Below are 24,910 nucleotides of genomic sequence, written 5' to 3' on the forward strand. Positions count from 1 at the left end.
CGACCGCGGTGAGGCTGGTGAGGCCCGACGGCCGCCGGCATGGCGCAGGCCGCAGACCCGATGAAGGCAGTAGGACCATGACCGGAAGCCATCCCGCGACGTCGTCGATGCCGGCGCCGCTGACCGGATCCGCGGCACCGTGCTGGGTCAACCTCATGACCAGGAACCTGGAGGCGGCGCAGGCCTTCTACGCCGCCGTGCTGGGCTGGGCCTTCCGGCCGGGCAAGCTGGGGCAGGGGTTCTCCGTCGCCCGCCGGGGCGACGTGCCGGTGGCCGGGATCGGTGCGGTGGCTGCGGCCCACCAGGTGGCCGTGGCCTGGACGCCGTACTTCGCGGTGCCGGACGCCGACGCGGCGGCTTCACGTATCCGTGAGCGCAGCGGAACGGTCGCGGTGGGGCCGATCGCCTTCGGCAAGGGACGCGGGGCACTGGCCGCGGACCGTGACGGCGCGGTGTTCGGCATCTGGGAACGGACCGAGCCTGCGACCTCACCCCCCGCACCGCCCGGCCATGCGCACGCCTGGCTGCGCCTGCACACCAGGAACGCCTTCGATGCGGCGATCTTCTACGGCGGAGTGCTCGACTGGGCGAGCGGACGTCCCGGCGCCTGCGAGGTGTCGTACGAGGCCGACGAGGTCCTCGTCGTCTGTGAAGGCCGTCAGCTCGCCCGGATCAGCTCCGGCGCGGTGGAGGCGGCCCCCGATCCACTGGTCCGCCCGCACTGGGAGGTCCACTTCCCCGTCGCCGATGTGGCGGCCACGGTCGAGGCCGCACGACAGAACGGCGGAAGCCTCGTCGAGCAGCACCGGGTGGGGCAGGGCAGCGAGGCGACCCTGCTGGACCCGGAGGGCGGGCTCTTCACGGTCACGGACGCCGCCGAGCCCACCGTGCTCCGGTCCGGCTGACGGGCCGCCGTTGCGGCACCCGTCGTGCGCGCTCGGCGTCCGCTGTCGCTCCCCCACGGGCCTCGAGACGTCCGGACACGATCCGTATCCGGACGGTCCTCCCCCGTGCCCCGTATCGCATCCGACGCCGCCGCCGAACCACCAGAGGCCGCCGAAAGCCCTTAGGCTTTTCAGTAGGGCATCGCGCGTCGGTCACCGGCCGGGTGAGGCGTGGAGGTTCCCGTGAGATGCCCGTTGGAGGCATTCCACCGTGTCAGTCGAGTTGAATCACACCATCGTTCACGCCAGCAACAACCGGGAGTCCGCCGAGTTCTTGGCAGCCATACTGGGACTCGAAGTCGGCGCGGAATGGGGCCCGTTCGTCCCGGTCGCCACCGCGAACGGCGTCACCCTGGACTTCGCGACCACTCCTGAAGCCTCGATCGCCGGGCAGCACTACGCCTTCCTCGTCTCGGAGGCCGAGTTCGACACGGCGTACGCCCGCATCAAGGAGCAGGGGATCACGTACTACGCGGATCCCCATCACCAGCATCCGGGCGAGATCAACCACAACCACGGCGGCCGGGGCATCTACTTCCCGGACCCCGACGGGCACGCCATGGAGATCATCACGCGCCCCTATGTGACCTGACGGTCCGTAACACGCCGCAGGGGAAGGAAAGTTCGCCCGGACCTCGGGGCGCGCCGACTCCATCCGCACCCGATCAGGCGATCGGCAGCAGCAGTTCGGGCCGGTCCCACATCACCACCGGAGGGTCGGCCACGAGGGTCCCGGTCCGGCACGCACCGACGCTGCGGTAGAAACCCTCGGCGGGCGGATGCGCGACGATGCGGACACCGGTCAGCCCGGCACCCTGCGCCTGCTCGCGCAGATGCCCCATGAGCAGCCGCCCTATGCCGAGCCCCTGCACCTCGTCGGCGACGAACATGAGGTCGAGTTCGGCCGCGTCGAGGATCAGCGAGTAGAAGCCGAGGGGGCGGTCGGTGCCGGGTTCGACCGCCGTGAAGACCTGATGGGTCTCGATGTAGTCGGGGCCCACCCGGTATCCGGCGACCATGGCGGCATACCGCCCCTCGTAGGCGCGTGACGTCCTGACCAGCCGGGTGAGCCGCTTCGCGTCCCGGGCGGCCGCCCGTCTGATCCGTACGTCCCCGCCGCGTGCCCCGCCACCAGGTCGCGTCATGCTCGGCTTCATGAGGCGAGTATTACGTACCGTGTCGCGGGCGCATCGACCCCATCCCTGCCGGGGCACCAGAGGCGGTGTCCCGTGGATCGGGCCGGAGCCCGGCAGGATCCACGGAACGCCCCTCAGGACGGCCGGTGCGCCGCGCGCCACTCCTCGACCATGGCATCGACGTCGAACGGTTCGAGGTTCAGCAGAGGACCGGGCGGGGGCCGGTCGATGGCCGCCCGGATCTTCTCGTTGACCTCGGTCAGCATGCGCCGCACCTCGGCCTCGGTCCGCGCTCCGGGCACGCCCTCGCGGACATCCTCCGCCTCCTTGCGCAGCGCCAGTACCGGCGGGAGCACCGACACCCCCTCACGCTGCATCTTCTGCTTGATCCACCAGGACTCGTCGTAAGGAGCGTCGAGGGAGTCGAGCGGCTTGCCGAAACCCGGAAGCCGGGAGATGTCGCCACGCTGCTCGGAATCGCGGATCTGCTTGTCGACCCACGATTCGAAACTGACGCCCGCAGGCTTGCGCTCGGTCACGTACGCCCCTCTCGGAGGAATCGCGATCCGCCCCTTCCACCTTACCGAGGAGGCTCCGGATCACCTGCCGGTCCCACGTGCCGCCTCGCAACAGGGTTCTGTGCAGCGGCCTTTCGAGGCACGCGCGACGTGCGGGCGACGCGGTTCCCGGGACCGCCGGATCCGCGCCCGATGCGAGGCCCTCGACTCCCTCGCCGACGGGGGTGGCGCCTGCGAGCGCCCGCTCAGGCGGGCGCCACGAGCCCGAAGCGCAGCCGTTCCAGCGCGGCCTCCGGGATCCGCAGACCGTCGCGCACATATCCGTCGAGCCCGCCCCACCTCTCCTCCATGGCGTCCAGCGCCGTGTCGAGATAGCGGGGGCGGACCTCGATGACCGCGGACGCGATGTCCGGGTCACCGCCCGCGTCGAGGAACCCCTGCACGTGCGGGGCATAGGCGCCCCGCACGGCCGGGTTCACCGCGAGGAACTCGGCCCGCACCACGTCCCGGGGCGCACCGACGAGCATCAGAAGCAGCGCGGTGGCCCAGCCGGTGCGGTCCTTGCCGGCCGTGCAGTGGAAAAGCACCGGGCGGGCCCGGTCGTCGGCCGCCGTCTCGATGAAGGCCCGGTACGCGGCAGCGGCCCCCGGGGAGAGCACCATCTGCCGGTAGGTATCGGCGAACAGTTCCTCGGCCTTGCCGCTGCCGAGCAGTTGCTCCGCAGCGACCGGGTCGGCGAGCAACGCACGCAGCCGGGCGGGCGCCACACCCGGGTTGTCGCCGAGCACATCGGCGACGAAGAGCCGCGCGCCGGGCGGCAGCCGGTCGGGAGCCGCCGCACGCTCGTCGGCGGTTCGCAGATCGACGACGGTGCGGATGCCGAACGCCGCCACGGCGGCGTCCCGCGCAAGGTCCAGCCCGTCGAGCTGGCCGGATCGCAGCACGGCCCCGGGCCGGATCCGGCGCCCGGGCCCCAGGGCAATGCCGCCCAGGTCGCGCAGATTGATGACGGTGGATGCCGGGACGGCCCTGGCGGTTCGCACGATCGACTACCCCTTTTCCCGGCATCCATCCGAATTGGCCCGATGTGATCAGACCCAACGTCGCACGCAGGCGAGGCATCGACAAAGCAAAACGCTGGACGGCCGTCGGCGAGGGTGACCACGGGGGCGCCGAATCCTGCTCGGGGTCGACGCCCGCCCAGGACGCGAGGAGCGGTCAGACGAGATCGATGTGCACATTGGTGGACTTCACACGAGCGGTGGCCCGCATGCCGACCTCCAGGCCGAGTTCCTCGACGGCCTCCCGGGTGAGCAGCGAAACCAGCCGGTGCGGACCTGCCTGGATCTCGACCTGGGCCGCGACGTCACCGAGCTTCACTCCGGTGACGATGCCCGGGAAGGCATTGCGGACGGACGTGTACGAAGTCCCGTCCTCCCCTCCCCCGCCCTGGCCGACCTCGATGGAGAGAGCGGCCAGATCACGACCGTCGATGAGCCGGCGACCACCTTCGTCACGGTGGGTCGCCACCCTTCCCGCGTCCGCCCAGCGACGTGCCGTGTCGGGGCTGACTCCCAGCAGGCTCGCCGCCTGCCCGATTGTATATGACTGCATATGCGGCACTATATGTGCATGAGCCTTGCATATACAAGGCTTTCTGGCTAATCGGCACAGCAAATGCAATAGGCCGTTCCGGCACGACCCGTCCCTCACCAGTACAGGGAGCGCAGGACATGGAATTCTGCCGACTCGGCCGCAGCGGCCTGACCATCAGTGAGATCGCCTACGGAAACTGGCTCACCCACGGCTCCCAGGTGGAGGAGAAAGCGGCCGTCGCCTGTATCCGGGCTGCCCTCGACGCCGGGATCACGACCTTCGACACGGCGGACGTCTATGCCGAGACACGGGCCGAGGCGGTCCTGGGCCGGGCCCTCAGGAACGAACGCCGTGAGGGACTCGAGGTGTTCACCAAGGTCTACTTCCCGACCGGGCCCGGACACAACGACCGGGGGCTTGGCCGCAAACACATCCTGGAGTCCATCGACAACTCACTGCGCCGGCTGCCGACCGATTACGTTGGACCTGTACCAGGCGCATCGCTATGACCACTCGACCCCGCTGGAAGAGACCGTGACTCCTCCCCCTCGTGAACAAGGGGGCTTCTTGCTAAGCGCGTTGAGCTTCGCGACGGACCAGCCCGGCCCGTAGAACATTCACAGCGCCCACCGTGTCGGCGTGCGCGGTATGGCCGCACGAGACGCAGTGGAACTTTTCCTGTGTGGGCCGGTTCTCCTTGGCGGTGCGCCCACAGCTGGGGCACAGCCGGGACGTGTTGCGGGGGTCCACAGCGACCACTTCCCGTCCGGCGCTTTCAGCCTTGGCGTGCAGGATCGTCAGGAACACCCCCCACCCGGCATCCGAGATCGAACGATTCAGACCGGCCTTCGCAGCCGCACCGTTGGGCAGAAACACGCCCGGCCGGTCCGGATCAGGCTTCGGTGCCGGAGCCTTGCCCATGGTGCGGATCGTCAGGTTCTCGTGCGCGATGAAATCATGCTCACGGACCAACGCAAGGGCGGTCTTGTGGGCGTGGTCCAGGCGCTGACGGCGAACCTTCCCATGCAGCCTCGCGACCTTCTCCACAGCCTTGCGACGGCGCTTCGAACCACGCTTGCACCGGGACAGAGCCCGCTGCGCCGCTTCAAGTTTCGCGGCAGCGCGACGACCATGCCGGGGGTTCGCGACGAACCCACCGTTGGAGTCCGCGGAGAAGTTCGCGAGAGCGATGTCGTGCCCGCGTCCGAGGAGCTGGGCATCGGTCAGATCGTCTGGTCGCCGATCGCCCAGGGCGTTCTGACGGGCAAGTACAAGCCGGGTGCACCTCTCCCGGCCGGTTCCCGGGCGACGGATGACAAGGGCGGCGCCGACATGGTCGCCGGCTGGCTGCGCGACGAGGTCCTGGAGCGTGTCCAGCAGCTGCGGCCGCTCGCCGACCAGGCCGGTCTGAGCCTTGCCCGGCTGGCGGTCGCCTGGGTGCTCCAGAACCCCCATGTCTCCGCCGCGATCATCGGCGCCTCCCGGCCCGATCAGGTGACGGAGAACGCCGGGGCGGCGGGGGTGAGGCTCGATGCGGACCTGCTGAAGGCGATCGACGACATCCTGGACCCGGTGGTGGAGCGGGATCCCGGGCTCACGGCCGGGCACGGGAGCGACAGCTGATCCGGCAGTCGGCGCCGGGCGGGGCCGATGTTTCCGGCACCCGCCCTGACCTCCGGGCCACCGGCTCGCGCCGGTGGCCCGGAGGTCAGGTGCCGGTGTGCAGCGAGGCGGTGTGCTCCCGGACCTGCGCGGGTGTGAGGTAGACGTCGGTGTGCTCGAAGTCGCGCAGGGTGCCCGGCTTGCGGGCCTGGAATCCGGTGCGCACGAAATCGTCACCCGCGACGGCGTTGAGCATCCAGTTCGTCATGACCCGCGTCTTGGCCACATTGGTCCGCAGCGCCGACCAGTGGTAGCCGCGCGCCACGACCTGCGCGGCGACTCCGTGCATCTCGACGCCGAGCGGCTTGGAGACCGCGTCCTTGCCGCCGAGATCCACGACGAGACCAAGATCCTTGTGGACGTACGGTTTCAACGGCTGGTTACGCAACGTGGCGATGAGGTTGTGGGCGAGCCTGCGTCCCTGGCGCGTGGCGTGCTGCGCGGTGGGCGGACAGACCGCTCCGCCCCCCTTGCTGAGATCCGGTACGGCCGCCGCGTCACCGAGCGCGAAGACGCCGTCGAAGCCGGGCAGACTCATCTCGGGCGTCACCGCCAACCGGCCGCGTACGGTCTCCGCGTCGAAGGTGGCGACCAGCGGACTCGCGGTGACTCCTGCCGTCCAGATCAGCGTGCGGCAGGGCAGCACCCGGCCGTCGGTGAAGGTGACCTGGTCCGGCCCGGCCTCGGCGATCGAGACCCCGAGCGACACCTCGATGCCGCGTGCACGCAGCAACTCCAGGGCGCTCTTCCCGAGCTTGTCGCCCAGTTCGGGCATCAGCTTCGGGGCGATGTCGATGAGATGCCACTTGAGCAGTCTCGGATCGAGCCGCGGGTAGTGCTTGAGCGCGTTGGCGGTGAGGCGCTGGAGGCAGGCGGCCGTCTCGGTACCGGCGTATCCCCCGCCGACCACCACGAACTGCAGGCGCGAGGCGCGCTCGTGCTCGTCGTGGCTGGCGTCCGCGAGATCGAGCTGGGCGATCACGTGGTCACGTACGTACGCCGCCTCGGCCAGCGTCTTCATGCCTCGGGCATGGTCGGGCAGACCGGGGATGTCGAAGGTACGGGTGACGCTCCCGGGGCTGAGCACGATGTAGTCGTAGGGCTCGTAGACCACCTCGTCGGTGATCTTGCGAATGACGCAGACCTTCGCCTTGGGGTCCACCCCGATGGCACCGCCGGGCACGATCCTGGTGCGGTGCCTGCGACTGCGGCGCAGCGACACCGCGACCGACTGCGGGGTGAGCACCCCGGCCGCCACCTGGGGCAGCAGAGGCAGATAGAGCTGGTAGGACAACGGGGCGACGAGCGCGATATCCGCCTCGCCCGGCTTCAGCCCTCGCTCCAGACGGCGTACGCACTCCACCCCGGCGAATCCGCCGCCGACAACGAGAATCCTGGGTCGTGCCACAGTGTTCGTCCCTTCCCGGGCCTGCACGGCCGTCCGTGCGCCTGCCCTGTCGCACGCGCCCGTCCTCTCACATCTTGACGAGCCCGATCCGACTTCGCCTGCTGGGGACGGCGGAAGGACGACACCACCGGATCAGCGGAACAGGAAGGTGACCGCCGTGCAGGTACCGCCGAGCGCCGCCACCAGTACGGCGCAGACGGCAACGCCGCGGGCCCGCAGACTGCGGTAGCGCGCGTCGTACTCCGTGCGCAGTTCGGCGGCACGGGCGCAGATGCGCCGGAGCACCGCGCGCGAGACTGCGACACGGTCCGCGGTGTAGACCCGCTCCACGTCCTCGCGCTGGGCCGTGGTGAGCCAGGGCAGTGCGTCGGTGAAGCAGCGGGCCTCCCGACGCGCCTCCTCGACCTCGGCGTTCCACAGCAGATGGCCCTCCAGTCGTGCCAGGCCGCGGGCGATGTCCTTCTCGGGGTCCACTCGCTCCTCCTCTCCGAAGGCCGCCGTGCTCATGCCTCCCTGTCCCCCGGGGCCGATGTACCGGTGCCGGGTCGGCTGAGGGCTTCTTCGAGGGCACGCACCGAGGGGTGGTGCAGGTCGAACGCCGGGGATTCGGAGCGGATCCGCGGCAGGGTGAGGAAGTTGTGCCGCGGCGGCGGGCAGGAGGTCGCCCACTCCAGCGAGCGGCCGTAACCCCACGGGTCGTCGACCTCGACGTTCTTGCCGTACCTGGCGGTCTTCCACACGTTGTAGAAGAACGGCAGAAGTGACAGGCCGAGCAGGAACGAGGAGATCGTCGAGACCATGTTCAGCGTGGTGAAGCCGTCCGCGGCGAGGTAGTCCGCGTAACGACGCGGCATGCCCTCGGCGCCCAGCCAGTGCTGCACCAGGAACGTGCCGTGGAAGCCCACGAACAGCGTCCAGAACGTGATCTTGCCGAGGCGCTCGTCCAGCATCTTGCCGGTGAACTTCGGCCACCAGAAGTGGAATCCCGCGAACATCGCGAAGACCACGGTGCCGAAGACGACGTAGTGGAAGTGCGCGACGACGAAGTACGAGTCCGAGACGTGGAAGTCCATCGGGGGCGACGCCAGGATCACACCGGTCAGACCACCGAAGAGGAAGGTGACCAGGAAGCCGATCGACCAGAGCATCGGTGTCTCGAAGGACAACGACCCCTGCCACATCGTGCCGATCCAGTTGAAGAACTTCACACCGGTCGGCACCGCGATGAGGAAGGTCATGAACGAGAAGAACGGCAGCAGCACGGCACCGGTGACGAACATGTGATGGGCCCACACGGTCACCGAGAGGCCCGCGATGGCGATCGTCGCGCTGATCAGACCGACGTAGCCGAAGATCGGCTTCCGGCTGAAGACCGGAATGATCTCACTGACGATCCCGAAGAACGGCAGCGCGATGATGTACACCTCTGGATGGCCGAAGAACCAGAAGAGGTGCTGCCAGAGCACGGCACCCCCATTGGCTGCTTCGAACACGTGCGCGCCGAACTTGCGGTCCGCCTCCAGTACGAGCAGAGCCGCCGCGAGGACCGGGAAGGCCATCAGGACCAGAACGGCGGTGAGCAGGACGTTCCAGGTGAAGATCGGCATGCGGAACATCGTCATACCGGGGGCCCGCATGCCGACGATCGTGGTGATGAAGTTGACCGAGCCGAGGATCGTGCCGAAGCCGGAGAAGGCCAGACCCATGATCCACAGGTCGCCGCCGATGCTGGGCGAGCGCACGGCGTCCGAGAGCGGGGAGTAGGCGAACCAGCCGAAGTCGGCCGCGCCCGCCGGAGTGAGGAAGCCGGCCAGCACGATGAGGGAGCCGAAGAGGTACAGCCAGTACGCGAGCATGTTCAGTCGCGGGAACGCCACATCCGGCGCACCGATCTGCAGCGGCATGATCCAGTTCGTGAACCCGGCGAACAGCGGTGTCGCGAACATCAGCAGCATGATCGTGCCGTGGATGGTGAACGCCTGGTTGTACTGCTCGGGCGAGACGATCTGGATCCCGGGGCGGGCCAGTTCGGCGCGCATGACCAGCGCCAGGACGCCGCCGATGACGAAGAAGGCGAACGAGGTGATCAGGTAGAGCGTGCCGATCGTCTTGTGGTCGGTGGTGGTCAGCCACTTGACGACGACGTTTCCCGGCTGCTTGCGCCGGACCGGAAGCTCGTCCTCGTACCCCTCTTCTTCCTCGGCTGCCCCTGCTGTGCCCGTCGTCGTCACTGGGACGCTCCTTCGGTCGTCATGCGCGGATGGAGACCGGGCACCCGGCAGGGGCGCCGCCTCCACCGGGCCGGCAGGCCGGTCCCGCGCGTCGCGCCAGATTCCAGGTGCAGCAAATCAGCCGCGGGGCCACCATGTGCGGCCCTGCGCCCGCAGTCGCGTGACTTTCACTCGTCAGGAGGTCCTCGGGCTCATGCCTCGACCGGCTCGCCCCCCGGCAGCGGCCGGTGCGGAGCCGTGTCGTGACGGAGGCCCGGGGGGACAGCCCGAACTCCTTTACGGTCCAGGGACGTTACCGAAGGAGCCGGCGCACGCCGGATCAGTGCCCACCAGGGGCGACCAGGCGTGCGCTTCAGGCCGGCCCGCCCGTCGCGCGAACATTCTGGCCGGTGATCCACCGGCCGTCGTGGCCGGCGGGAAGGCAACCAGATCGTTGCCGCACGGCGAAGCGCGGCCGGGCCGATCCCCGGAGGGAACACCGAACCGCCCCGGCCGGGCAGGATGCCGACCGGGGCGGGAGAGGCGGGAGGGGCTGGCCAGGGCCGGCCCCTCCGTGGCTGACGGGTCAGCCGATGGCGGCGATGGCCTGGTTGAACGTCGCCGACGGGCGCATGACGGCCGAGGCCTTGGCCGGGTCGGGCTGGTAGTAGCCGCCGATCTCGGCGGGCGATCCCTGCACCGCGATCAGCTCGTCGACGATGGTCCGCTCCTGCTCCTCCAGCGTCTTCGCGAGTCCGGCGAACGCCTGCGCGAGCTGCGCGTCGTCGGTCTGCTGGGCCAGCTCCTGGGCCCAGTAGAGGGACAGGTAGAAGTGGCTGCCACGGTTGTCGATGCCGCCCAGCTTGCGGCTCGGCGACTTGTCCTCGTTGAGGAAGGTGCCGGTCGCGCGGTCGAGGGTGTCCGCGAGGACCTGGGCGCGGGCGTTGCCCGTGGTCGTGGCGAGGTGCTCGAAGCTGGCCGCGAGAGCGAAGAACTCGCCCAGGCTGTCCCAGCGGAGGTAGTTCTCCTTGACGAGCTGCTGGACGTGCTTGGGAGCGGAACCGCCGGCACCGGTCTCGAAGAGTCCGCCGCCGTTCATGAGCGGGACGACGGAGAGCATCTTCGCGCTCGTGCCCAGCTCCAGGATCGGGAACAGGTCCGTCAGGTAGTCACGCAGCACGTTGCCGGTCACCGAGATGGTGTCCTCGCCGCGGCGGATGCGCTCCAGCGAGAAGGCGGTGGCCTTCTCCGGCGACATGATCTCGATCTGCAGGCCGTCGGTGTCGTGGTCGGCGAGGTACGTCCTGACCTTGGCGATCAGCTGCGCGTCGTGGGCGCGGTCCTCGTCGAGCCAGAACACGGCCGGGGCGCCGGTGGCACGGGCGCGGGTGACGGCGAGCTTGACCCAGTCCTGGATCGGGAGGTCCTTGGTCTGGCACATGCGGAAGATGTCGCCCGCGCCCACGACCTGCTCCAGCACGACGTTGCCGTTGCCGTCGAGGACCCGCACCGTACCCGTGGTGGGGATCTCGAAGGTCTTGTCGTGGCTGCCGTACTCCTCGGCCTTCTGGGCCATCAGACCGACGTTCGGCACCGAGCCCATGGTCGACGGGTCGAGGGCGCCGTTGGCCTTGCAGTCGTCGATCACGACCTGGTAGACGCCCGCGTAGCTGCTGTCCGGCAGGACGGCGATGGTGTCGGCCTCCTTGCCGTCCGGGCCCCACATGTGACCGGAGGTGCGGATCATGGCCGGCATGGAGGCGTCGACGATGACGTCGCTCGGTACGTGGAGGTTGGTGATGCCCTTGTCGGAGTCGACCATGGCCAGCGCGGGGCCCTCGGCCAGCTCGGCCTCGAAGGACGCCTTGATCTCGGCGCCACCCTGCACGGAGTCCAGGCCCTTGAGGATGCCTCCGAGGCCGTCGTTCGGGGAGAGACCGGCCGCGGCGAGCGCCTCGCCGTACGTGGCGAAGGTGTTCGGGAAGAAGGCGCGGACCACGTGGCCGAAGATGATCGGGTCGGAGACCTTCATCATGGTGGCCTTGAGGTGGACGGAGAACAGCACGCCCTCGGCCTTGGCCCGGGCGACCTGCGCGGTGAAGAACTCACGCAGGGCCGCGACGCGCATGACCGCCGCGTCGACGACCTCGCCCGCGAGGACCGGGACCGACTCGCGCAGAACGGTGGTGCTGCCGTCGTCACCGGCCAGCTCGATGCGCAGCGAACCGGCATCGGCGATGACCGCGGACTTCTCGGTGGAGCGGAAGTCGTCGACGCCCATGGTGGCGACGTTCGTCTTCGAGTCGGCCGTCCAGGCGCCCATGCGGTGCGGGTGGGTCTTGGCGTAGTTCTTGACCGAGGCGGGGGCGCGGCGGTCGGAGTTGCCCTCGCGCAGCACCGGGTTCACCGCGCTGCCCTTGACCTTGTCGTAGCGGGCGCGGACGTCGCGGTCCTCGTCGGTCTGCGGGTCGTCCGGGTAGTCCGGGAGCGCGTAGCCCTGGGCCTGGAGCTCGGCGACGGCGGCCTTCAGCTGCGGGATCGAGGCCGAGATGTTCGGCAGCTTGATGATGTTGGCCTCGGGCCGCTGCGCCAGCGCACCGAGCTCGGCGAGCGCGTCGTCGATGCGCTGGCCCTCCTGGAGGTACTCGGGGAAGACCGCGATGATGCGCCCGGCCAGCGAGATGTCCCGGCTCTCGACCTTGACCCCCGCCGTCGAGGCATAGGCCTGGACCACGGGCAAGAACGAATACGTCGCCAGGGCCGGGGCCTCGTCGGTGTGTGTATAGATGATGGTCGACTCAGTCACCCTGTGCTCCGCTCCACGTCTACAACATTGCTTGACATCAAGATATCTCGTGATCGGTGGCGACTCGACAGGGCCCTGCCCCCTTGCCCGACGGGAGCCGTCACGGGTGCCGGCTGCCGGGACGTCCCGACGGCGGGACCTCCTCCCCGGCCGGTACCGGACCCGGCGGAGTGCCGTCGCCGAACGGGCGTCCGCCCAGTTCCTCCCGGTGGTGCGGGGTCAGCCACCCCGACAGGTCGGGGCCGACGGGCACGATGCCGGTGGGGTTGATGCCCGTGTGGACCCGGTAGTAGTGCTGTTTGATGTGGTGGAAGTCGACCGTGTCGCCGAATCCGGGGGTCTGGTAGAGGTCCCTGGCGTAGGCCCACAGCACGCGGTCCTCGGCCAGCTTCGAGCGGTTGCACTTGAAGTGGCCGTGGTAGACCGGGTCGAACCGCACCAGGGTCGTGAACAGACGGATGTCGGCCTCGGTGATCGCGTCACCGACCAGGTAGCGCCGGTCCGCGAGACGCGCGGACACCAGATCCAGCCGGCGGAAGACGTCGTGGTGGGCACCCTCGTACACGGACTGCTGGTCCGCGAAGCCCGCGCGGTACACGCCGTTGTTGAGGTCGTGGTAGATGCCCTGCATGACGTCGTCGATCTCGTCGCGCAGGGCCTCGGGATACAGGTCGGGGGCGCCCGGCCGGTGCAGCGCGGTCCACTCGGTCGCGAAGTCCAGCGTGATCTGCTGGAAGTCGTTGGTGACGAGCCTGCCGCTGGGTACGTCGACGATCGCGGGGACGCTGACCCCACCGGGGTACCCCTGCTCCCGTGCGTCGTACGCCTCGCTCAGGTACGCGATCCCGAGCACCGGGTCCCTGCCGCCCTCGTCCAGCGTGAAGCGCCAGCTGCGGTCGTCCTGGATGGGGTCGGCGACGGCCAGCGAGATGGCTCCCTCCAGCCCGAGCAGCCGTCGGGACACCAGGGAGCGGCTCGCCCACGGGCAGGCGCGGCTGACGACGAGCCGGTAGCGCCCGGCCTCGACCGGCCAGCCGTCCCGGCCGTCGTGGGTGATGCGGTCGGCGAAATGGCTCCTGGACCGTTTGAAGGCCTTGTGCCCGTACGAGGCGTTGCCGTCGGTGCCCGCACCGGTGGTGGCGCCGGCCTCGTTCTCCTTCATCGTGTTCTCCCTACGATGTCGATCCCTCTGCGGACGGTCTGTGGACCGGCCGGCGCGTACGCGTCCTGCCGCGGTGTTCGCCGCGCATGTCCGCCAGGCCGAGGAGCAGAGCGACCACGACGAAGGCGACCGCGACGACGAGCCCGTGGTCGTACGCGAGGGCCCATCCGTCGGTTTCCAGTTGGGCGAAGAACATCGAGCCGACCGCGGCGATCCCGATCGCCGAACCGACGCGCTGGGCGGTCTGGAGGGTCCCGCCCGCGCTCCCCGCGCCCGCCACCGGCACCTCGGACAGGGTCAGGGTCTGGTTCGGTGCGATGACGAGGCCGCTGCCGAGGCCGGCCAGCAGCAGGGGGGCCGCCATCGCCCATCCCGCGCCCCGTCCGGGCACCAGATGCGCGGCAAGCACGGTGCCCGCCAGCCCGAGGGCCACCGTGGCCAGCCCGGTCACCACGAGAGGGCGCCCGAACCGGCCGACCATCCGGCCGCCGGGGGTCGCCGCGACGGCCGCGCCCACGGCGAAGGGGGTGATGGCGAGTCCCGCCTCGAGCGCGGTGTAGTGCAGGCCGCTCTGGAGGTAGAGCGTCGTGATGAAGAAGATCGAGGTGAATCCGGCGAAGTACAGCAGGATCAGCAGACAGCCCAGCCAGTAGGAGCGGACCCGGAAGAGCGACAGGGCGACGACCGGGTGGGTACCGCGCCTCCCGCACCGGGACTCCCAGCCGACGAAGACGGCGAGCAGCACCGCGGCCAGCACGAGCAGCAGCCACTTCCGGTCGCCGGGCCACTGCTGCGACTGGACGAAGGGCAGCAGCAGGGCCAGCACTCCCGCGCCGAGCAGGAGTACGCCGAGCGGGTCGAGGTCGCGCAGGCGCACCCGGCCGGCCGACGGGGTGTCCGGGAGCAGGCGCCGGGCGAGCAGGAGGCAGACGGCACCGAGCGGCAGGTTGACGTAGAAGACCCAGCGCCACCCCTCCTCCGCGCCGGCGGCCTGGATGATCAGGCCTCCCGACAGCGGGCCGACGGCGGTGGAGATGCCGACCACCGTGCCGAACATGCCGAAGGCCCGGCCTCGTTCCCCGCCGGAGAACATCTGCTGGATCAGTGCCGAGATCTGGGGCGAGATCATGCCTCCGGCGAGCCCCTGGAGGAGCCGGGCAATCACCAGCCACTGGCTGGACTGCGCGGCTCCGCAGGCCGCCGACGCCAGGGTGAAAAGGGCCAGTCCGATCATGAACACCTCACGGCGCCCCCGCGCGTCACCGAGCCGTCCCGCGGGGATGAGAAACAGGCCGAAGGCGAGGGAGTAGCCGGAGATGATCCATTGCAGGTCGGACTCGGGGGTGTGGAGTCCTTCGCGGATGGACGGCAGCGCGACGTTGACGATGGACACGTCCAGCAGGGTCATGAACCCCGCGATCAGACACACCGCGAGCGCCTGCCAGCGGCGCGGGTCCGGAGTGCCGGAGCCGGGGGCGGTGCGGACGCCCCACCCCGCGGCACGCCGGTGACGTGCGCTCTCTGCCATGGCTCGCACCCTAGGACCAAGCGTCCCGATACTCACCCCGGCAGGGCCGCGACGGCGGCATTTGCGGCATCCGTTCCAGCGGACGGGCGGCACGGGGACGGCCGTGCCCCGGGGAGGGGGCACGGCCTTCGACACCCCGGGGCTGTCCGCGCACGGGCCGACGGGGGACGCGCGGGTCACCGCCGGGCCGCGGTCACACCCCGGGCAGGCGGCGCGGGGACCGTCGCAGGTAGCAGACCCAGGTCAGCACCAGGCACACGCCGTAGTAGGCGAGGAAGACCACGTATGCGGCCTGGCCGTTCTGCGTCTCCAGGAAGGACTGCCGGAAGGCCAGGTTGACCAGGACCCCGCCGAAGGCGCCGATCGCGCCCGCCACCCCGATCAGTGCCGTGGTCAGGCGGCGCGAGCGCTGCTCGGCCTCGGCCGGCACCGCGCCGGCCGCGATCGCGGCCCGGGCCTCGGCCCGGAAGATGGCCGGGATCATCTTGTACGTCGACCCGTTTCCGGCCCCGCTGAGCACGAACAGCGCGACGAACCCGCACAGGAACAGCGCCAGCGAGTGCTGCCGGGACGCCTCCAGTACCACTCCCGCGCCCAGCGCCATCGCCGCGAAGGTCCAGAAGGTCACCCGGGCGCCGCCGAACCGGTCCGCCAGCAGTCCGCCCAGCGGGCGCGAGAGCGAGCCGAGCAGCGGACCGAGGAAGGTGAGGGAGGCCGCCTTCACCGGGGTGTCGAACTGCTCGTGGAACTGCACCTGGAGGACCTGCCCGAAGGCGAAGCCGAAGCCGATGAACGAACCGAAGGTGCCGATGTAGAGCAGCGACATCACCCAGCTGTGCGCCTCGCCCAGCACCTCACGCATCGCCCCGCGTTCGTTGCGCACGCCCGCGAGGTTGTCCATCCGCAGCGCCGCGCCGAGCGCCGCCAGCACGATCAGCGGCAGATAGACCAGGACCAGCACCCGCGGGTGGCCGGCGCCGGCGGTGGCCAGCACCAGCAGGCCGAGCAGTTGCACCACGGGTACCCCGAGGTTGCCGCCGCCGGCGTTCACTCCCAGGGCCCAGCCCTTGAGACGTTGCGGGTAGAAGGCGTTGATGTTGGCCATCGAGGAGGCGAAGTTGCCGCCGCCCACCCCGGCCACGGCGGCCACCGCGAGCAGCGTGCCGTAGGAGACACCGGGCCGCAGCACGATTCCGGCGAGCACGGTCGGTACGAGCAGCAGCAACGCGCTGAAAACGGTCCAGTTGCGCCCGCCGAACCGTGCCACGGCGAAGGTGTACGGGATGCGCAGGACGGAGCCGAGTGCGGTGGGCACGGCGGTGAGCATGAACTTCCCGGCCGCGTCGATGTGGTACTCCGGGCCGAGGAAGAGCACCAGCACCGACCACAGGCTCCAGATGGAGAAGCCGATGTGTTCGCTGAGCACGGAGTGGACCAGGTTGCGCCGGGCGATCCTGGCGCCCGCCCGTGACCAGAAGTCGGTGTTCTCGGGGTCCCAGTCCTCGATCCGGCGGGTGCCGGTACCGGAGGGCGTGGGGGTCGGGGTGGTGGTCACGGTGCTCATCGGCACACCTCCGCGGGCGTCGCCGCGACCACCCGTACCGGCCAGACCCTGAGGTCGGCGGTGGAGCCGTCGGGGGCGTGGTCCTCGTCCAGGCAGTGCCCGGTGCGCAGGTCGAAGGCCTGCTTGAGCATCGGCGAGATCACCACCGGAACGCTCCCCCGGCTGCCGGTCAGGCCGCGCGAGATGACGTGGGCGCCGCTGAACGGGTCGCGGTTCGCCACCGCGTGCACCGCGCCACCGCGTTCGCGGAAGACCGCCACCTGCTCGTCGTCGGGGCCGACGAGAACCGCGACGCCGCGCCCCGGCACCAGGTCCTGAAACCGGCAGACCGGTGTCCAGGCCAGACCGTCGTCGATCTCCACCAGGTGCTCGCCGGCCGGGGACAGGGTGACCTCGCTCATCGTGTACGTACCTCCAGGGCGGGGCCGGCGATCAGGGCCGGCTCGAGGGTGAACCCGTCCTCCTCGGGACGGGCCGGGCGGATCTGGTCGCGCTCATGGACGAAGCGCACGGTGGGGTCGGGGGTTCCCGGGGCGTTGACGAAGGAGACGAAGCGGCGCAGCCGCTCGGGGTCGGCGAGCGTGGCCGCCCACTCGTCCTCGTAGGTCTCCACATGGCGCGCCATCAGTTCGTCCAGGTCCTCGCAGATGCCCAGGGAGTCGTCCATGACGACCGCGCGCAGGTGGTCGAGGCCGCCCTCCACGCGGTCCAGCCAGGGGGCGGTGCGCTCCAGGCGGTCGGCGGTGCGGATGTAGAACATCAGGAACCGGTCGATGGTGCGGATCAGGGTGTCGTGGTCCAGGTCCGCGGCCAGCAGGTCGGCGTGCCGGGGCGTCATTCCCCCGTTGCCGCCGACGTAGAGGTTCCAGCCCTCGGACGTGGCGATGACCCCGAAGTCCTTGCTCTGCGCCTCCGCGCACTCCCGGGCGCAGCCGGAGACGGCGGACTTGAGCTTGTGCGGCGCCCGCAGGCCCCGATAGCGCAGTTCCAGTTCGATCGCGAGGGCCACCGAGTCCTGTACGCCGTAGCGGCACCAGGTCTGCCCGACGCAGGACTTGACCGTGCGCAGCGCCTTGCCGTACGCGTGGCCGGACTCGAAACCGGCGTCCACCAGACGGCGCCAGATCCCCGGCAACTGGTCGACGGTGGCGCCGAACAGGTCGATCCGCTGCCCGCCGGTGATCTTGGTGTAGAGGCCGTGGTCCCGTGCGATCTCGCCGATGGTGATCAGGCCCTCAGCGGTGATCTCCCCGCCCGGGATGCGGGGCACCACCGAGTAGGAGCCGTTGCGTTGCAGGTTGGCCAGGAAGTGGTCGTTGGTGTCCTGCAGGGTGGCCTGCTCCCCGTCCAGGACGTGGCCGTTGCCGAGGGCGGCCAGGATCGAGGCCACGGTGGGCTTGCAGACGTCGCAGCCCTCGCCGGTGCCGTGCTCGTCGATCAGGCGCGAGAAGGCGGTGATGCCCTTGACCCGCACGATCTCGTAGAGCTCGGCTCGGGTGTGGGTGAAGTGCTCGCAGAGGCCCCGGGCCACCTCGATCCCGCCCGCCTCCAGTTCCTCGGTCACGAGGGTACCCAGCAGCTTCACGCAGCTTCCGCAGCCGGTGCCGGCCTTGGTGCACTTCTTGACCTCGGGAACGGTGCGCAGGCCCTGCCCGGAGACGGCCGCCCGGATCGCGCCCTTGCTGACGTTGTGACAGGAGCAGACGACCGCTTCGTCCGGCAGCACCAGCGGGCCCTGCCCACCGTCACCGGCCGGCAGCAGCAGCTGTTCCGCCGGGGCCGGCAGCTCGGCCCTTCTGACGGCGAGAGGGCGGAGCATGGCATAGGAGTCGGCGTCACCGACCAGGACCCCGCCGAGCAGCCGGCCGTCCGCGCCGACCACCAGCTTCTTGTAGATCCCGGCGCGGCTGTTGGCGTACAGCACCTCAAGGGCGCCCTCGGTGGTTCCCAGTGCGTCGCCGAAGCTGGCCACGTCCACGCCGAGCAGCTTGAGCTTGGTGGAGGTGTCGGCACCGGTGAACTCCGCTTCGGTGCCCGTGAGTTCGCGCGCCACCGTGTCGGCCATCGCGTAGCCGGGGGCGACCAGGCCGTAGACCCGGCCGTCGACGGCGAGCGCGCACTCGCCGATCGCCCAGATGCGCGGGTCCTCGGTGCGACAGTGCTCGTCCACGGCAATACCGCCGCGCTCGCCGACCGGCAGGCCGCAGTCGCGGGCGAGCTGGTCCCGGGGGCGCACGCCCGCGGAGAACACCACCAGGTCGACGGCGAGTTCGGTGCCGTCGGAGAGTTCCATGCCCCGGGCACGGCCGTCCTCGTCCGCGTCGATGCGCCGGGTGCCGGCACCGGTGTGCACCTGGACGCCGAGGTCCTCGATCTTGCCTCGGAGCACCGCTCCGCCGCCGTCGTCGACCTGGAGGGCCATCAGCCGGGGCGCGAACTCGACCACGTGTGTCTCCAGCCCCATGGCCCGCAGCGCGCCCGCCGCCTCCAGGCCGAGGAGGCCGCCGCCGACCACCGCGCCCACCGTGGCGCGCTCGGCGCTCGCGGTGATCGCCTCCAGGTCCTCGATGGTCCGGTAGACATGGCAGCCCTCGGCGTCGTGACCGGGCACCGGCGGCACGAACGGGTAGGAGCCGGTCGCCAGCACCAGGGCGTCGTAGGGCAGTTCGGCGCCGCTGCGGGTGGTGACGGTCCGAGTGATGCGGTCGATCGCGGTCGCCGGGTCGCCGAGGCGCAGGTCGATGCCGTGCTGTTCGACGAACCCCGGCGAGCACAGGGTCAGTTCCTCCACCGTCGTGCCGGAGAACCAACTCGTCAGGTGGACCCGGTCGTAGGCGGGACGGGGCTCCTCGGCCAGCACGGTCACGCGCCAGCGGTGCGGTGTTCCGGCGGCCGGCTGTTCGAACAGGGCTTCCAGGAAGCGCTGTCCGACCATGCCGTGGCCGACCAGGACCAGGGACTTCTCCATCACGGGCGGGCTCCTCGGGTGGTGGTGCGGACAGTCATGGGGTGGCGGTGAGCAGGTCGAGGGGGTCCGGCGGCAGCGGGTCATCGCGCTCATAGGCCCTGGTCAGGGCACCGACGGCGGCCAGGTCGCCCAGCAGGATGCCGCCGACGAGCCGGTCGCCGCGCAGCACGAGCTTCTTGTACGAGCCGCGGGTCGGGTCGACCAGGCGCAGGACGTCGGTGCCGGGGAGGTGCTCGCCGACCTCCCCGAAGGACGCGTACTCCACGGGTCCCGCGCTGAGCCGGGCCAGCGGGCGTGAGCCGGTGTACCGGGCGTCCGGCTCGGCGCCCGACAGCCGGGCCGCCAGCAGATCCGCCTGGTCCCAGGCGGGACCGGCCAGCCCGTGGACGACCCCCTGGTGCTCCGCGCAGTCACCGATCGCGTACACCCCGGGTGCGGAGGCCGCCAGGTGGTCGTCCACGACGACACCCGAGCGCACCGTGAGTCCGGCCGCGCCCGCCAGCCCGGTACGCGGACGTACGCCGCAGGCCAGCACCACCAGGTCCGCCTCCAGCACATGGCCGCCGGCCAGTTCGACCCCGGTGACGCGTGCCGCACCGTGCAGGGCGCGTGCGCGGTTCTCCACATAGGTCTCCACTCCCAGCGCACCCAGGGAGGTGCGCAGCGCGTGCCCGGCCTGCTCGTCGAGGTGACGGTCGATCAGATGGGGTGCCTGGTGGACGATCTCCACCGGGAGTCCGAGCGCAGCCAGGGCCCGGGCGGCACTCACCCCGAGCACCCCGCCGCCGATCACCACGGCGCGCTCGGCAGCGGCGGCGTCCTCGGCGAGCCGGGCGGAGTCGGCGAGGGTACGCAGTGCGTGCACCCCGCCCATCAGCCCGTCCGGGGCGTAGAGCCCGCGCAGCGGCGGGAGTACGGGGTTGGCTCCGGTGGCCAGGACCAGCTCGTCGTACGGAACCGACTCGCCGCCGGCCAGCCGCAGTTGGCGGCGTTCCGGGTCCAGAGCGACCACTTCGCAGCCGCTGCGCACCCGCGTCCCGGCTCCGCAGGGCAGCGCGACGGCCTCCGGGTCGTAACGTCCGGCCAGCACGTCGGCCAGCAGCACCCGGTTGTAGGGGCCACGCGGCTCGGCGCCGTACAGCACCACCTCTCCGTCCCCGCCGAGCGCCCCGTACTGCTGTGCGAACCGGGCTCCCGCCATGCCCGCGCCGACCACCGCGATCCGCCGGCTCATCGGACCCGCTCCACACGCACGGCGCACACCTTGAACTCAGGCATTTTGGAGGTCGGGTCGAGGGCCGGGTTGGTGAGTGTGTTGGCCCGTCCGGCGCCCGCCCAGTGGAAGGGCATGAAAACCGTGTCGGGCCGGATGGTGTCGGTGATCCGGGCCGGGGCCACCGCACGGCCGCGCCGGCTGGTGACGGCCAGCGCCTCGCCGTCGGATGCGCCGAGCCGTGCGGCCAGCCGCGGGTGGAGCTCCACGAACGGTCCGGGGGCGGCCCGGTTCAGCTCGGGGACCCGCCGGGTCTGCGCCCCGCTCTGGTACTGCGCAAGGACCCGCCCGGTCGTCAGGTACAGCGGGTACTCGGCGTCCGGCTCCTCGGCCGCCGGACGGTGCGTGACCGGGACGAAGCGGGCCCGGCCGTCCGGGGTGGCGAAGCGTTCCAGGAACAGCCGGGGCGTGCCGGGGTGCTCCTCGTCGGGGCAGGGCCAGAACACCCCGTCCTCGGCCCGGATCCGCCGGTAGCTGATTCCGGCGTAGTCGGCGGGGCCACCGGCCGAAGCGCGGCGGAGCTCCTCGAACGCCTCCTCCGGGTCCTCCGGGAAGCCCCGGTCCACACCGAGCCGCGTGGCCAGTTCGCGCAGCACCCGCAGGTCCGTGCGGACGCCCTCCGGGGCGGTGAGCGCTGCGCGGCGCAGGATGACCCTGCCCTCCAGGTTGGTCAGGGTGCCGGTCTCCTCCGCCCACTGCGTGGTGGGCAGCACCACGTCCGCGAGCTGCGCGGTCTCGGAGAGCACCAGGTCGCTGACGGCCAGGAAGTCCAGGGCCCTCAGCCGCTCGGTGATGTGACCGGCGTGCGGCGCGGAGACGACCGGGTTGGAGCCCATGACCAGCAGCGCCCGAGCCCCGCCGTCGGTGCCCAGGGAGTCGAGGAGTTCGTAGGCCGAGCGGCCCGGGCCCGGAAGGTCGTCGGCCTCGATCTCCCAGACGCGCGCGATGTGCGCGCGGGCGGCCGGGTCCTCGATCGAGCGGTAGCCGGGCAGTTGGTCGGCCTTCTGGCCGTGCTCGCGTCCGCCCTGCCCGTTGCCCTGGCCGGTCAGGCAGCCGTAGCCGGAGCCCGGCCGGCCGGCCTTGCCCAGCGCCAGGCACAGGTTGATCCAGGCGCCGACGGTGTCGGTCCCCTTGCTCTGCTGTTCGGGGCCGCGCGCGGTGAGCACGATGCCGGTGGCGGCGTCCGCGAAGAGACCCAGGGCCTGGCGGAGTTGGTGCACCGGGACACCGGTCAGCCGCTCCACGCGCTCCGGCCAGTGCGCCATGGCCGCGGTGCGGGCGGCATCGAATCCGGTGGTGCGTTCGGCGACGAACGCCTGGTCCACCCGCTCGTCGGCGATCGCCAGGTGCAGCAGCCCCAGCGCCAGCGCCAGGTCGGTGCCGGGAACCGGTTGCAGATGCAGGTCGGCCTGTTCGGCGGTGCGGGTGCGCCGCGGATCCACCACGATCAATGTGCCGCCGTTCGCCCGGAGTTCACGGAAGTAGCGCAGGGCCGGCGGCATCGTCTCGGCCGGGTTGCCGCCGACCAGGATCACGCAGCCGGCCTGCGCGATGTCCGCGATCGGGAACGGAAGACCGCGGTCCAGTCCGAAGGCGAGACGGTGCGCGGCCGCCGCGGAGGACATGCAGAACCGGCCGTTGTAGTCGATGGCCGGGGTGCGCAGCACGACCCGGGCGAACTTGCCGAGCAGATACGCCTTCTCGTTCGTCAGCCCTCCCCCGCCGAAGACCGCGACGGACCCCCGGCCGTGGCGCCGCCCGGCGGCCGCCAGGCCGGCGGCCACCCGGTCGAGCGCCTCGGCCCAGGTGGCCTCGCGCAGCGGCCCGCCCCGCCCGTCGCGTACCAGCGGCGCGGTCAGCCGGGCGCCCGCGCCGAGTACGGCGGTGGCCGACTGGCCCTTCCCGCACAGCGCACCGCGGTTGACCGGGAAGTCGGGGCGCGGCAGCACCTCGGCCTCCAGGCCGTCGTGCGGCGCCCGCAGGCGCATGCCGCACTGCAGTGAGCAGTACGGGCAGTGGGTGTCGGTCGTCGTCATGCCACTGAGCTTCGGGCCGCGCGATTACATGACCGGGTCGCATACGTTGCGCCCGGGGTACGGCTCCTTCACCGCCCTCCGGGCCGGGGGTGACGCTGCGGAAACCTGGCGTAACACCGGGGCCACCTGCGCTTACCTCGGGGTGATGGACACGCAACGAGCACGAAACAGTGCTGGCCGAGCCTGCCGACATGGACAGCACGCCGCCTTCGGGCCCTCTGGTCGGCTTCACCGTCGGAGTCACCGCCGCGCGCCGCCGCGAGGAGCTCGTCGCGCTGCTGCGCCGACGAGGCGCCAGGGTGGTCGAGGCACCGGCGCTCCGCATCCTCCCCCTGGAGGACGACGAGGCACTGCGCCGGGCCACGGCGCGCTGCCTGGCCGCCCCGCTCGACTATGTGGTGGCGACCACCGGGGTCGGCTGGCGCGGGTGGTTGAGCGCGGCCGACGGCTGGGGGTACGGCGGGCGGCTGGCGGAGGTGTGCCGGGACGCGGTGGTGCTCACGCGCGGCCCGAAGGCGACCGGCGCCGTGCGCGCCGGAGGGCTGAGCGAGACCTTCTCCCCGGCCACCGAGACCACCGACGGACTGCTGACCTGGCTGCTCGCACGGGACCTGCCCGGCAAACGGATCGCCGTGCAGGAGCACGGTGTGCCGCTGGACGGTTTCACCGCCGCGCTGAGCGAACGCGGAGCCGAGGTCATCCCGGTTCCGGTCTACCGGTGGGGACCTCCCGGGGATCCGTCGGCGCTGAGCCGGCTGGTCGAGCAGACCGTGCGTCGCGAACTGCACGCGCTCACCTTCACCAGCGCGCCCGCGATCACCGCCTTTCTCGCCGCCTCGACGGAACTCGGCCTGGGCGACGAGGTACTGGCGCGGCTCCGGGAGGACGTGCTGTCGGTCTGTGTCGGGCCGGTCTGCGCCCGGCCGTTGGAGGAGGCGGGCGTCGCCGTGCTCTGCCCCGAGCGGGGCCGGCTCGGGGCCATGGTGCGGACCCTGGAGGACGCCCTGCCCGCCCGTGGCAGGCGCGAAGTCCTCTCCGGTGCCGGGGTGCTGGTGCTCCAGGGGAACGCCGTGCTGGTCGACGGCGGCCCTGCCGTACAACTGCCCCCGCTGCTCGCGGCCGTGCTGCGCACCCTGGCCGAGCAGCCCGGGCGGGTACTGAGCCGGGCCGAACTGCTGCGCCGCGTCTGGGGCACCGGCCGGGCCGACGAGCACGCGGTGGAGGCGGCCGTCGCCCGGCTGCGCGCATCGCTGGGCGGGCACGCGCGGCTGATCCGTACCGTGCCCAAGCGCGGCTACAGCCTGGTGGCGGCACCATGACGGCCCCGTCCGCGGCTCCCGCCCTGCTCGCCGTCGCCCATGGCACCCGTGACCAAGCAGGCATCGCCACCTACCACGCGCTCCTCGACGAGATCCGCTCCCAGCGCCCGGGCCTGACGGCCGGTCTCGCCTTCCTCGACCTCGCCGCACCCACCCCGGCCCAGGTGCTGGCCCGGGCGAGTGGCCCGGTGGTGCTGGTCCCCCTGCTGCTGAACACCGGGTACCACGTCCGGATCGACCTCCCCGTCGTACGGGCCACCGCACCGCATCTGGACGTCCGGACCGCCGGGGTCCTCGGCACCGATCCGCTGCTCGCCACCGCTCTCGGCGAGCGGCTCGCCGAAGCGGGCTGGTCCGCGGCCCGGACCGGAGCCGATGCCGTCGTACTCACCGCCGCCGGATCCACCGATCCGGCGGCGGCCGCGGACACCGAAATCATGGCCGGCCTGCTGCAACAGCGGCTCGGGCAGCCGGTCGTTCCGGCCTACCTCTGTGCCCGTACACCGACCCCGGCCGACGCGGTGGCGGCCCTGCGCGCCACGGGCCACCGCCGGGTGGCGGTGGCCCGCTATCTGATGGCTCCCGGCCACTTCTCCGCACGGGCGCAGCGAGCCGGCGGCTGTCTGACCTCCGCCCCGCTGGGTGCGCACCCGGATGTCGCGCGGCTGGTGCTGAAGCGCTTCGACGAGGCGTCCCCCCGGACGGCGTAGCAGCGGGCGTCCGCCCAGTCGTCCTCCGGGCGGGCCGTGTCGCAGCCAGTGTCGCGACCGGCAATGTTTG

At 71.2% G+C, this 24,910-nt stretch carries 20 protein-coding genes and 2 pseudogenes; 6 read left to right on the forward strand and 16 right to left on the reverse strand.

Annotation, left to right across the window (positions count from 1 at the left end):
* The first annotated feature begins 77 nt into the window (after positions 1 to 77).
* Together AB0L71_RS12030 and AB0L71_RS12035 are read left to right on the forward strand one after the other, a co-directional pair.
* Complete coding sequence (locus AB0L71_RS12030; RefSeq protein WP_365241213.1) at positions 78 to 905, forward strand: VOC family protein; 828 nt, start codon at positions 78 to 80, stop codon at positions 903 to 905.
* A 250-nt stretch (positions 906 to 1,155) separates the two neighbouring features.
* A complete protein-coding gene (locus tag AB0L71_RS12035) occupies positions 1,156 to 1,536 on the forward strand; it encodes a VOC family protein (protein WP_365241216.1) in 381 nt (126 codons plus the stop codon).
* A 73-nt stretch (positions 1,537 to 1,609) separates the two neighbouring features.
* Here AB0L71_RS12035 and AB0L71_RS12040 read toward each other — a convergent pair whose 3' ends face one another.
* The 4 genes from AB0L71_RS12040 to AB0L71_RS12055 form a co-directional block, all read right to left on the reverse strand.
* Positions 1,610 to 2,089, reverse strand: coding sequence for a GNAT family N-acetyltransferase (locus tag AB0L71_RS12040; RefSeq protein ID WP_365241219.1), 480 nt, complete (start codon positions 2,087 to 2,089; stop codon positions 1,610 to 1,612).
* Between the two features lie 125 nt (positions 2,090 to 2,214).
* Positions 2,215 to 2,619, reverse strand: coding sequence for a DUF1992 domain-containing protein (locus tag AB0L71_RS12045; RefSeq protein WP_365241222.1), 405 nt, complete (start codon positions 2,617 to 2,619; stop codon positions 2,215 to 2,217).
* A 224-nt stretch (positions 2,620 to 2,843) separates the two neighbouring features.
* Positions 2,844 to 3,641 carry a tyrosine-protein phosphatase gene (locus tag AB0L71_RS12050; protein WP_365241225.1) on the reverse strand — a complete coding sequence of 266 codons (798 nt, stop codon included), beginning with the start codon at positions 3,639 to 3,641 and terminating at the stop codon, positions 2,844 to 2,846.
* Between the two features lie 175 nt (positions 3,642 to 3,816).
* Positions 3,817 to 4,212: a helix-turn-helix transcriptional regulator gene (locus tag AB0L71_RS12055; RefSeq protein ID WP_365241228.1), complete on the reverse strand. Its 396-nt coding sequence runs from the start codon at positions 4,210 to 4,212 to the stop codon at positions 3,817 to 3,819.
* A gap of 119 nt (positions 4,213 to 4,331) precedes the next feature.
* On the opposite strand from AB0L71_RS12055, the pseudogene AB0L71_RS12060 reads away from it, so the two are divergent.
* Positions 4,332 to 4,731 (forward strand): annotated as a pseudogene (locus AB0L71_RS12060) (aldo/keto reductase); the annotation flags it as partial.
* 33 nt (positions 4,732 to 4,764) lie between these two features.
* On the opposite strand, the pseudogene AB0L71_RS12065 reads toward AB0L71_RS12060, so the two are convergent.
* A pseudogene (locus tag AB0L71_RS12065) lies at positions 4,765 to 5,394 on the reverse strand (transposase); the annotation flags it as partial.
* On the opposite strand from AB0L71_RS12065, the gene AB0L71_RS12070 reads away from it, so the two are divergent.
* Complete coding sequence (locus AB0L71_RS12070; protein ID WP_365241231.1) at positions 5,326 to 5,817, forward strand: aldo/keto reductase; 492 nt, start codon at positions 5,326 to 5,328, stop codon at positions 5,815 to 5,817. The pseudogene AB0L71_RS12065 and the gene AB0L71_RS12070 overlap by 69 nt on opposite strands.
* A gap of 85 nt (positions 5,818 to 5,902) precedes the next feature.
* Here AB0L71_RS12070 and AB0L71_RS12075 read toward each other — a convergent pair whose 3' ends face one another.
* The 11 genes from AB0L71_RS12075 to AB0L71_RS12125 all read right to left on the reverse strand — a co-directional run bounded on the left by AB0L71_RS12075 (position 5,903) and on the right by AB0L71_RS12125 (position 22,811).
* Positions 5,903 to 7,264, reverse strand: a complete 1,362-nt coding sequence (locus AB0L71_RS12075) for an NAD(P)/FAD-dependent oxidoreductase (RefSeq protein ID WP_365241233.1) — start codon at positions 7,262 to 7,264, stop codon at positions 5,903 to 5,905.
* A gap of 132 nt (positions 7,265 to 7,396) precedes the next feature.
* Positions 7,397 to 7,738: a hypothetical protein gene (locus AB0L71_RS12080; RefSeq protein WP_365241531.1), complete on the reverse strand. Its 342-nt coding sequence runs from the start codon at positions 7,736 to 7,738 to the stop codon at positions 7,397 to 7,399.
* Positions 7,739 to 7,767: 29 nt separating this feature from the next.
* Positions 7,768 to 9,495, reverse strand: coding sequence for a cytochrome c oxidase subunit I (gene ctaD, locus AB0L71_RS12085; RefSeq protein WP_365241236.1), 1,728 nt, complete (start codon positions 9,493 to 9,495; stop codon positions 7,768 to 7,770).
* Between the two features lie 565 nt (positions 9,496 to 10,060).
* Positions 10,061 to 12,280 carry an NADP-dependent isocitrate dehydrogenase gene (locus AB0L71_RS12090; RefSeq protein ID WP_365241238.1) on the reverse strand — a complete coding sequence of 740 codons (2,220 nt, stop codon included), beginning with the start codon at positions 12,278 to 12,280 and terminating at the stop codon, positions 10,061 to 10,063.
* A 100-nt stretch (positions 12,281 to 12,380) separates the two neighbouring features.
* Positions 12,381 to 13,442: a glutathione S-transferase C-terminal domain-containing protein gene (locus AB0L71_RS12095; RefSeq protein WP_365241240.1), complete on the reverse strand. Its 1,062-nt coding sequence runs from the start codon at positions 13,440 to 13,442 to the stop codon at positions 12,381 to 12,383.
* A gap of 10 nt (positions 13,443 to 13,452) precedes the next feature.
* The gene (locus AB0L71_RS12100) at positions 13,453 to 14,970 is read right to left on the reverse strand and encodes an MFS transporter (protein ID WP_365241243.1); all 1,518 of its coding nucleotides are present in this window, start codon (positions 14,968 to 14,970) and stop codon (positions 13,453 to 13,455) included.
* 193 nt (positions 14,971 to 15,163) lie between these two features.
* Positions 15,164 to 16,534 (reverse strand): nitrate/nitrite transporter, encoded by a 1,371-nt coding sequence (locus AB0L71_RS12105; protein WP_365241245.1) that lies wholly within the window; start codon positions 16,532 to 16,534, stop codon positions 15,164 to 15,166.
* Positions 16,531 to 16,935, reverse strand: a complete 405-nt coding sequence (locus AB0L71_RS12110) for a nitrite reductase (NAD(P)H) small subunit family protein (RefSeq protein WP_365241248.1) — start codon at positions 16,933 to 16,935, stop codon at positions 16,531 to 16,533. The genes AB0L71_RS12105 and AB0L71_RS12110 overlap by 4 nt, the downstream gene beginning before the upstream one ends.
* Positions 16,932 to 19,502 carry a nitrite reductase large subunit NirB gene (nirB, locus tag AB0L71_RS12115; RefSeq protein WP_365241534.1) on the reverse strand — a complete coding sequence of 857 codons (2,571 nt, stop codon included), beginning with the start codon at positions 19,500 to 19,502 and terminating at the stop codon, positions 16,932 to 16,934. The genes AB0L71_RS12110 and nirB overlap by 4 nt, the downstream gene beginning before the upstream one ends.
* Before the next feature lie 34 nt (positions 19,503 to 19,536).
* The gene (locus AB0L71_RS12120; RefSeq protein ID WP_365241251.1) at positions 19,537 to 20,736 is read right to left on the reverse strand and encodes an FAD-dependent oxidoreductase; all 1,200 of its coding nucleotides are present in this window, start codon (positions 20,734 to 20,736) and stop codon (positions 19,537 to 19,539) included.
* Positions 20,733 to 22,811: a molybdopterin oxidoreductase family protein gene (locus AB0L71_RS12125; protein WP_365241254.1), complete on the reverse strand. Its 2,079-nt coding sequence runs from the start codon at positions 22,809 to 22,811 to the stop codon at positions 20,733 to 20,735. Before AB0L71_RS12125 ends, AB0L71_RS12120 begins: the two co-directional genes overlap by 4 nt.
* A 191-nt stretch (positions 22,812 to 23,002) precedes the next feature.
* Between AB0L71_RS12125 and AB0L71_RS12130 the strand changes: the two genes are divergently transcribed.
* Positions 23,003 to 24,130 (forward strand): uroporphyrinogen-III synthase, encoded by a 1,128-nt coding sequence (locus AB0L71_RS12130; RefSeq protein ID WP_365241256.1) that lies wholly within the window; start codon positions 23,003 to 23,005, stop codon positions 24,128 to 24,130.
* Positions 24,127 to 24,840, forward strand: a complete 714-nt coding sequence (locus tag AB0L71_RS12135; RefSeq protein WP_365241258.1) for a CbiX/SirB N-terminal domain-containing protein — start codon at positions 24,127 to 24,129, stop codon at positions 24,838 to 24,840. Before AB0L71_RS12130 ends, AB0L71_RS12135 begins: the two co-directional genes overlap by 4 nt.
* Positions 24,841 to 24,910: the final 70 nt, after the last annotated feature.

It is taken from the genome of Streptomyces sp. NPDC052052, assembly GCF_040680455.1.
Classification (GTDB): Bacteria; Actinomycetota; Actinomycetes; order Streptomycetales; family Streptomycetaceae; genus Streptomyces.

Coding starts and splice junctions, on each gene's coding strand:
- AB0L71_RS12040 (WP_365241219.1), bottom strand. CDS start 2,089: ATGACGCGACCTGGTGGCGGGGCACGCGGCGGGGACGTACGGATCAGA.
- AB0L71_RS12105 (WP_365241245.1), bottom strand. CDS start 16,534: ATGAGCACCGTGACCACCACCCCGACCCCCACGCCCTCCGGTACCGGC.
- AB0L71_RS12135 (WP_365241258.1), top strand. CDS start 24,127: ATGACGGCCCCGTCCGCGGCTCCCGCCCTGCTCGCCGTCGCCCATGGC.
- AB0L71_RS12120 (WP_365241251.1), bottom strand. CDS start 20,736: ATGAGCCGGCGGATCGCGGTGGTCGGCGCGGGCATGGCGGGAGCCCGG.
- AB0L71_RS12095 (WP_365241240.1), bottom strand. CDS start 13,442: ATGAAGGAGAACGAGGCCGGCGCCACCACCGGTGCGGGCACCGACGGC.
- AB0L71_RS12055 (WP_365241228.1), bottom strand. CDS start 4,212: ATGCAGTCATATACAATCGGGCAGGCGGCGAGCCTGCTGGGAGTCAGC.
- AB0L71_RS12110 (WP_365241248.1), bottom strand. CDS start 16,935: ATGAGCGAGGTCACCCTGTCCCCGGCCGGCGAGCACCTGGTGGAGATC.
- nirB (WP_365241534.1), bottom strand. CDS start 19,502: ATGGAGAAGTCCCTGGTCCTGGTCGGCCACGGCATGGTCGGACAGCGC.
- AB0L71_RS12070 (WP_365241231.1), top strand. CDS start 5,326: ATGCCGGGGGTTCGCGACGAACCCACCGTTGGAGTCCGCGGAGAAGTT.
- AB0L71_RS12030 (WP_365241213.1), top strand. CDS start 78: ATGACCGGAAGCCATCCCGCGACGTCGTCGATGCCGGCGCCGCTGACC.
- AB0L71_RS12125 (WP_365241254.1), bottom strand. CDS start 22,811: ATGACGACGACCGACACCCACTGCCCGTACTGCTCACTGCAGTGCGGC.
- AB0L71_RS12130 (WP_365241256.1), top strand. CDS start 23,003: ATGGACAGCACGCCGCCTTCGGGCCCTCTGGTCGGCTTCACCGTCGGA.
- AB0L71_RS12100 (WP_365241243.1), bottom strand. CDS start 14,970: ATGGCAGAGAGCGCACGTCACCGGCGTGCCGCGGGGTGGGGCGTCCGC.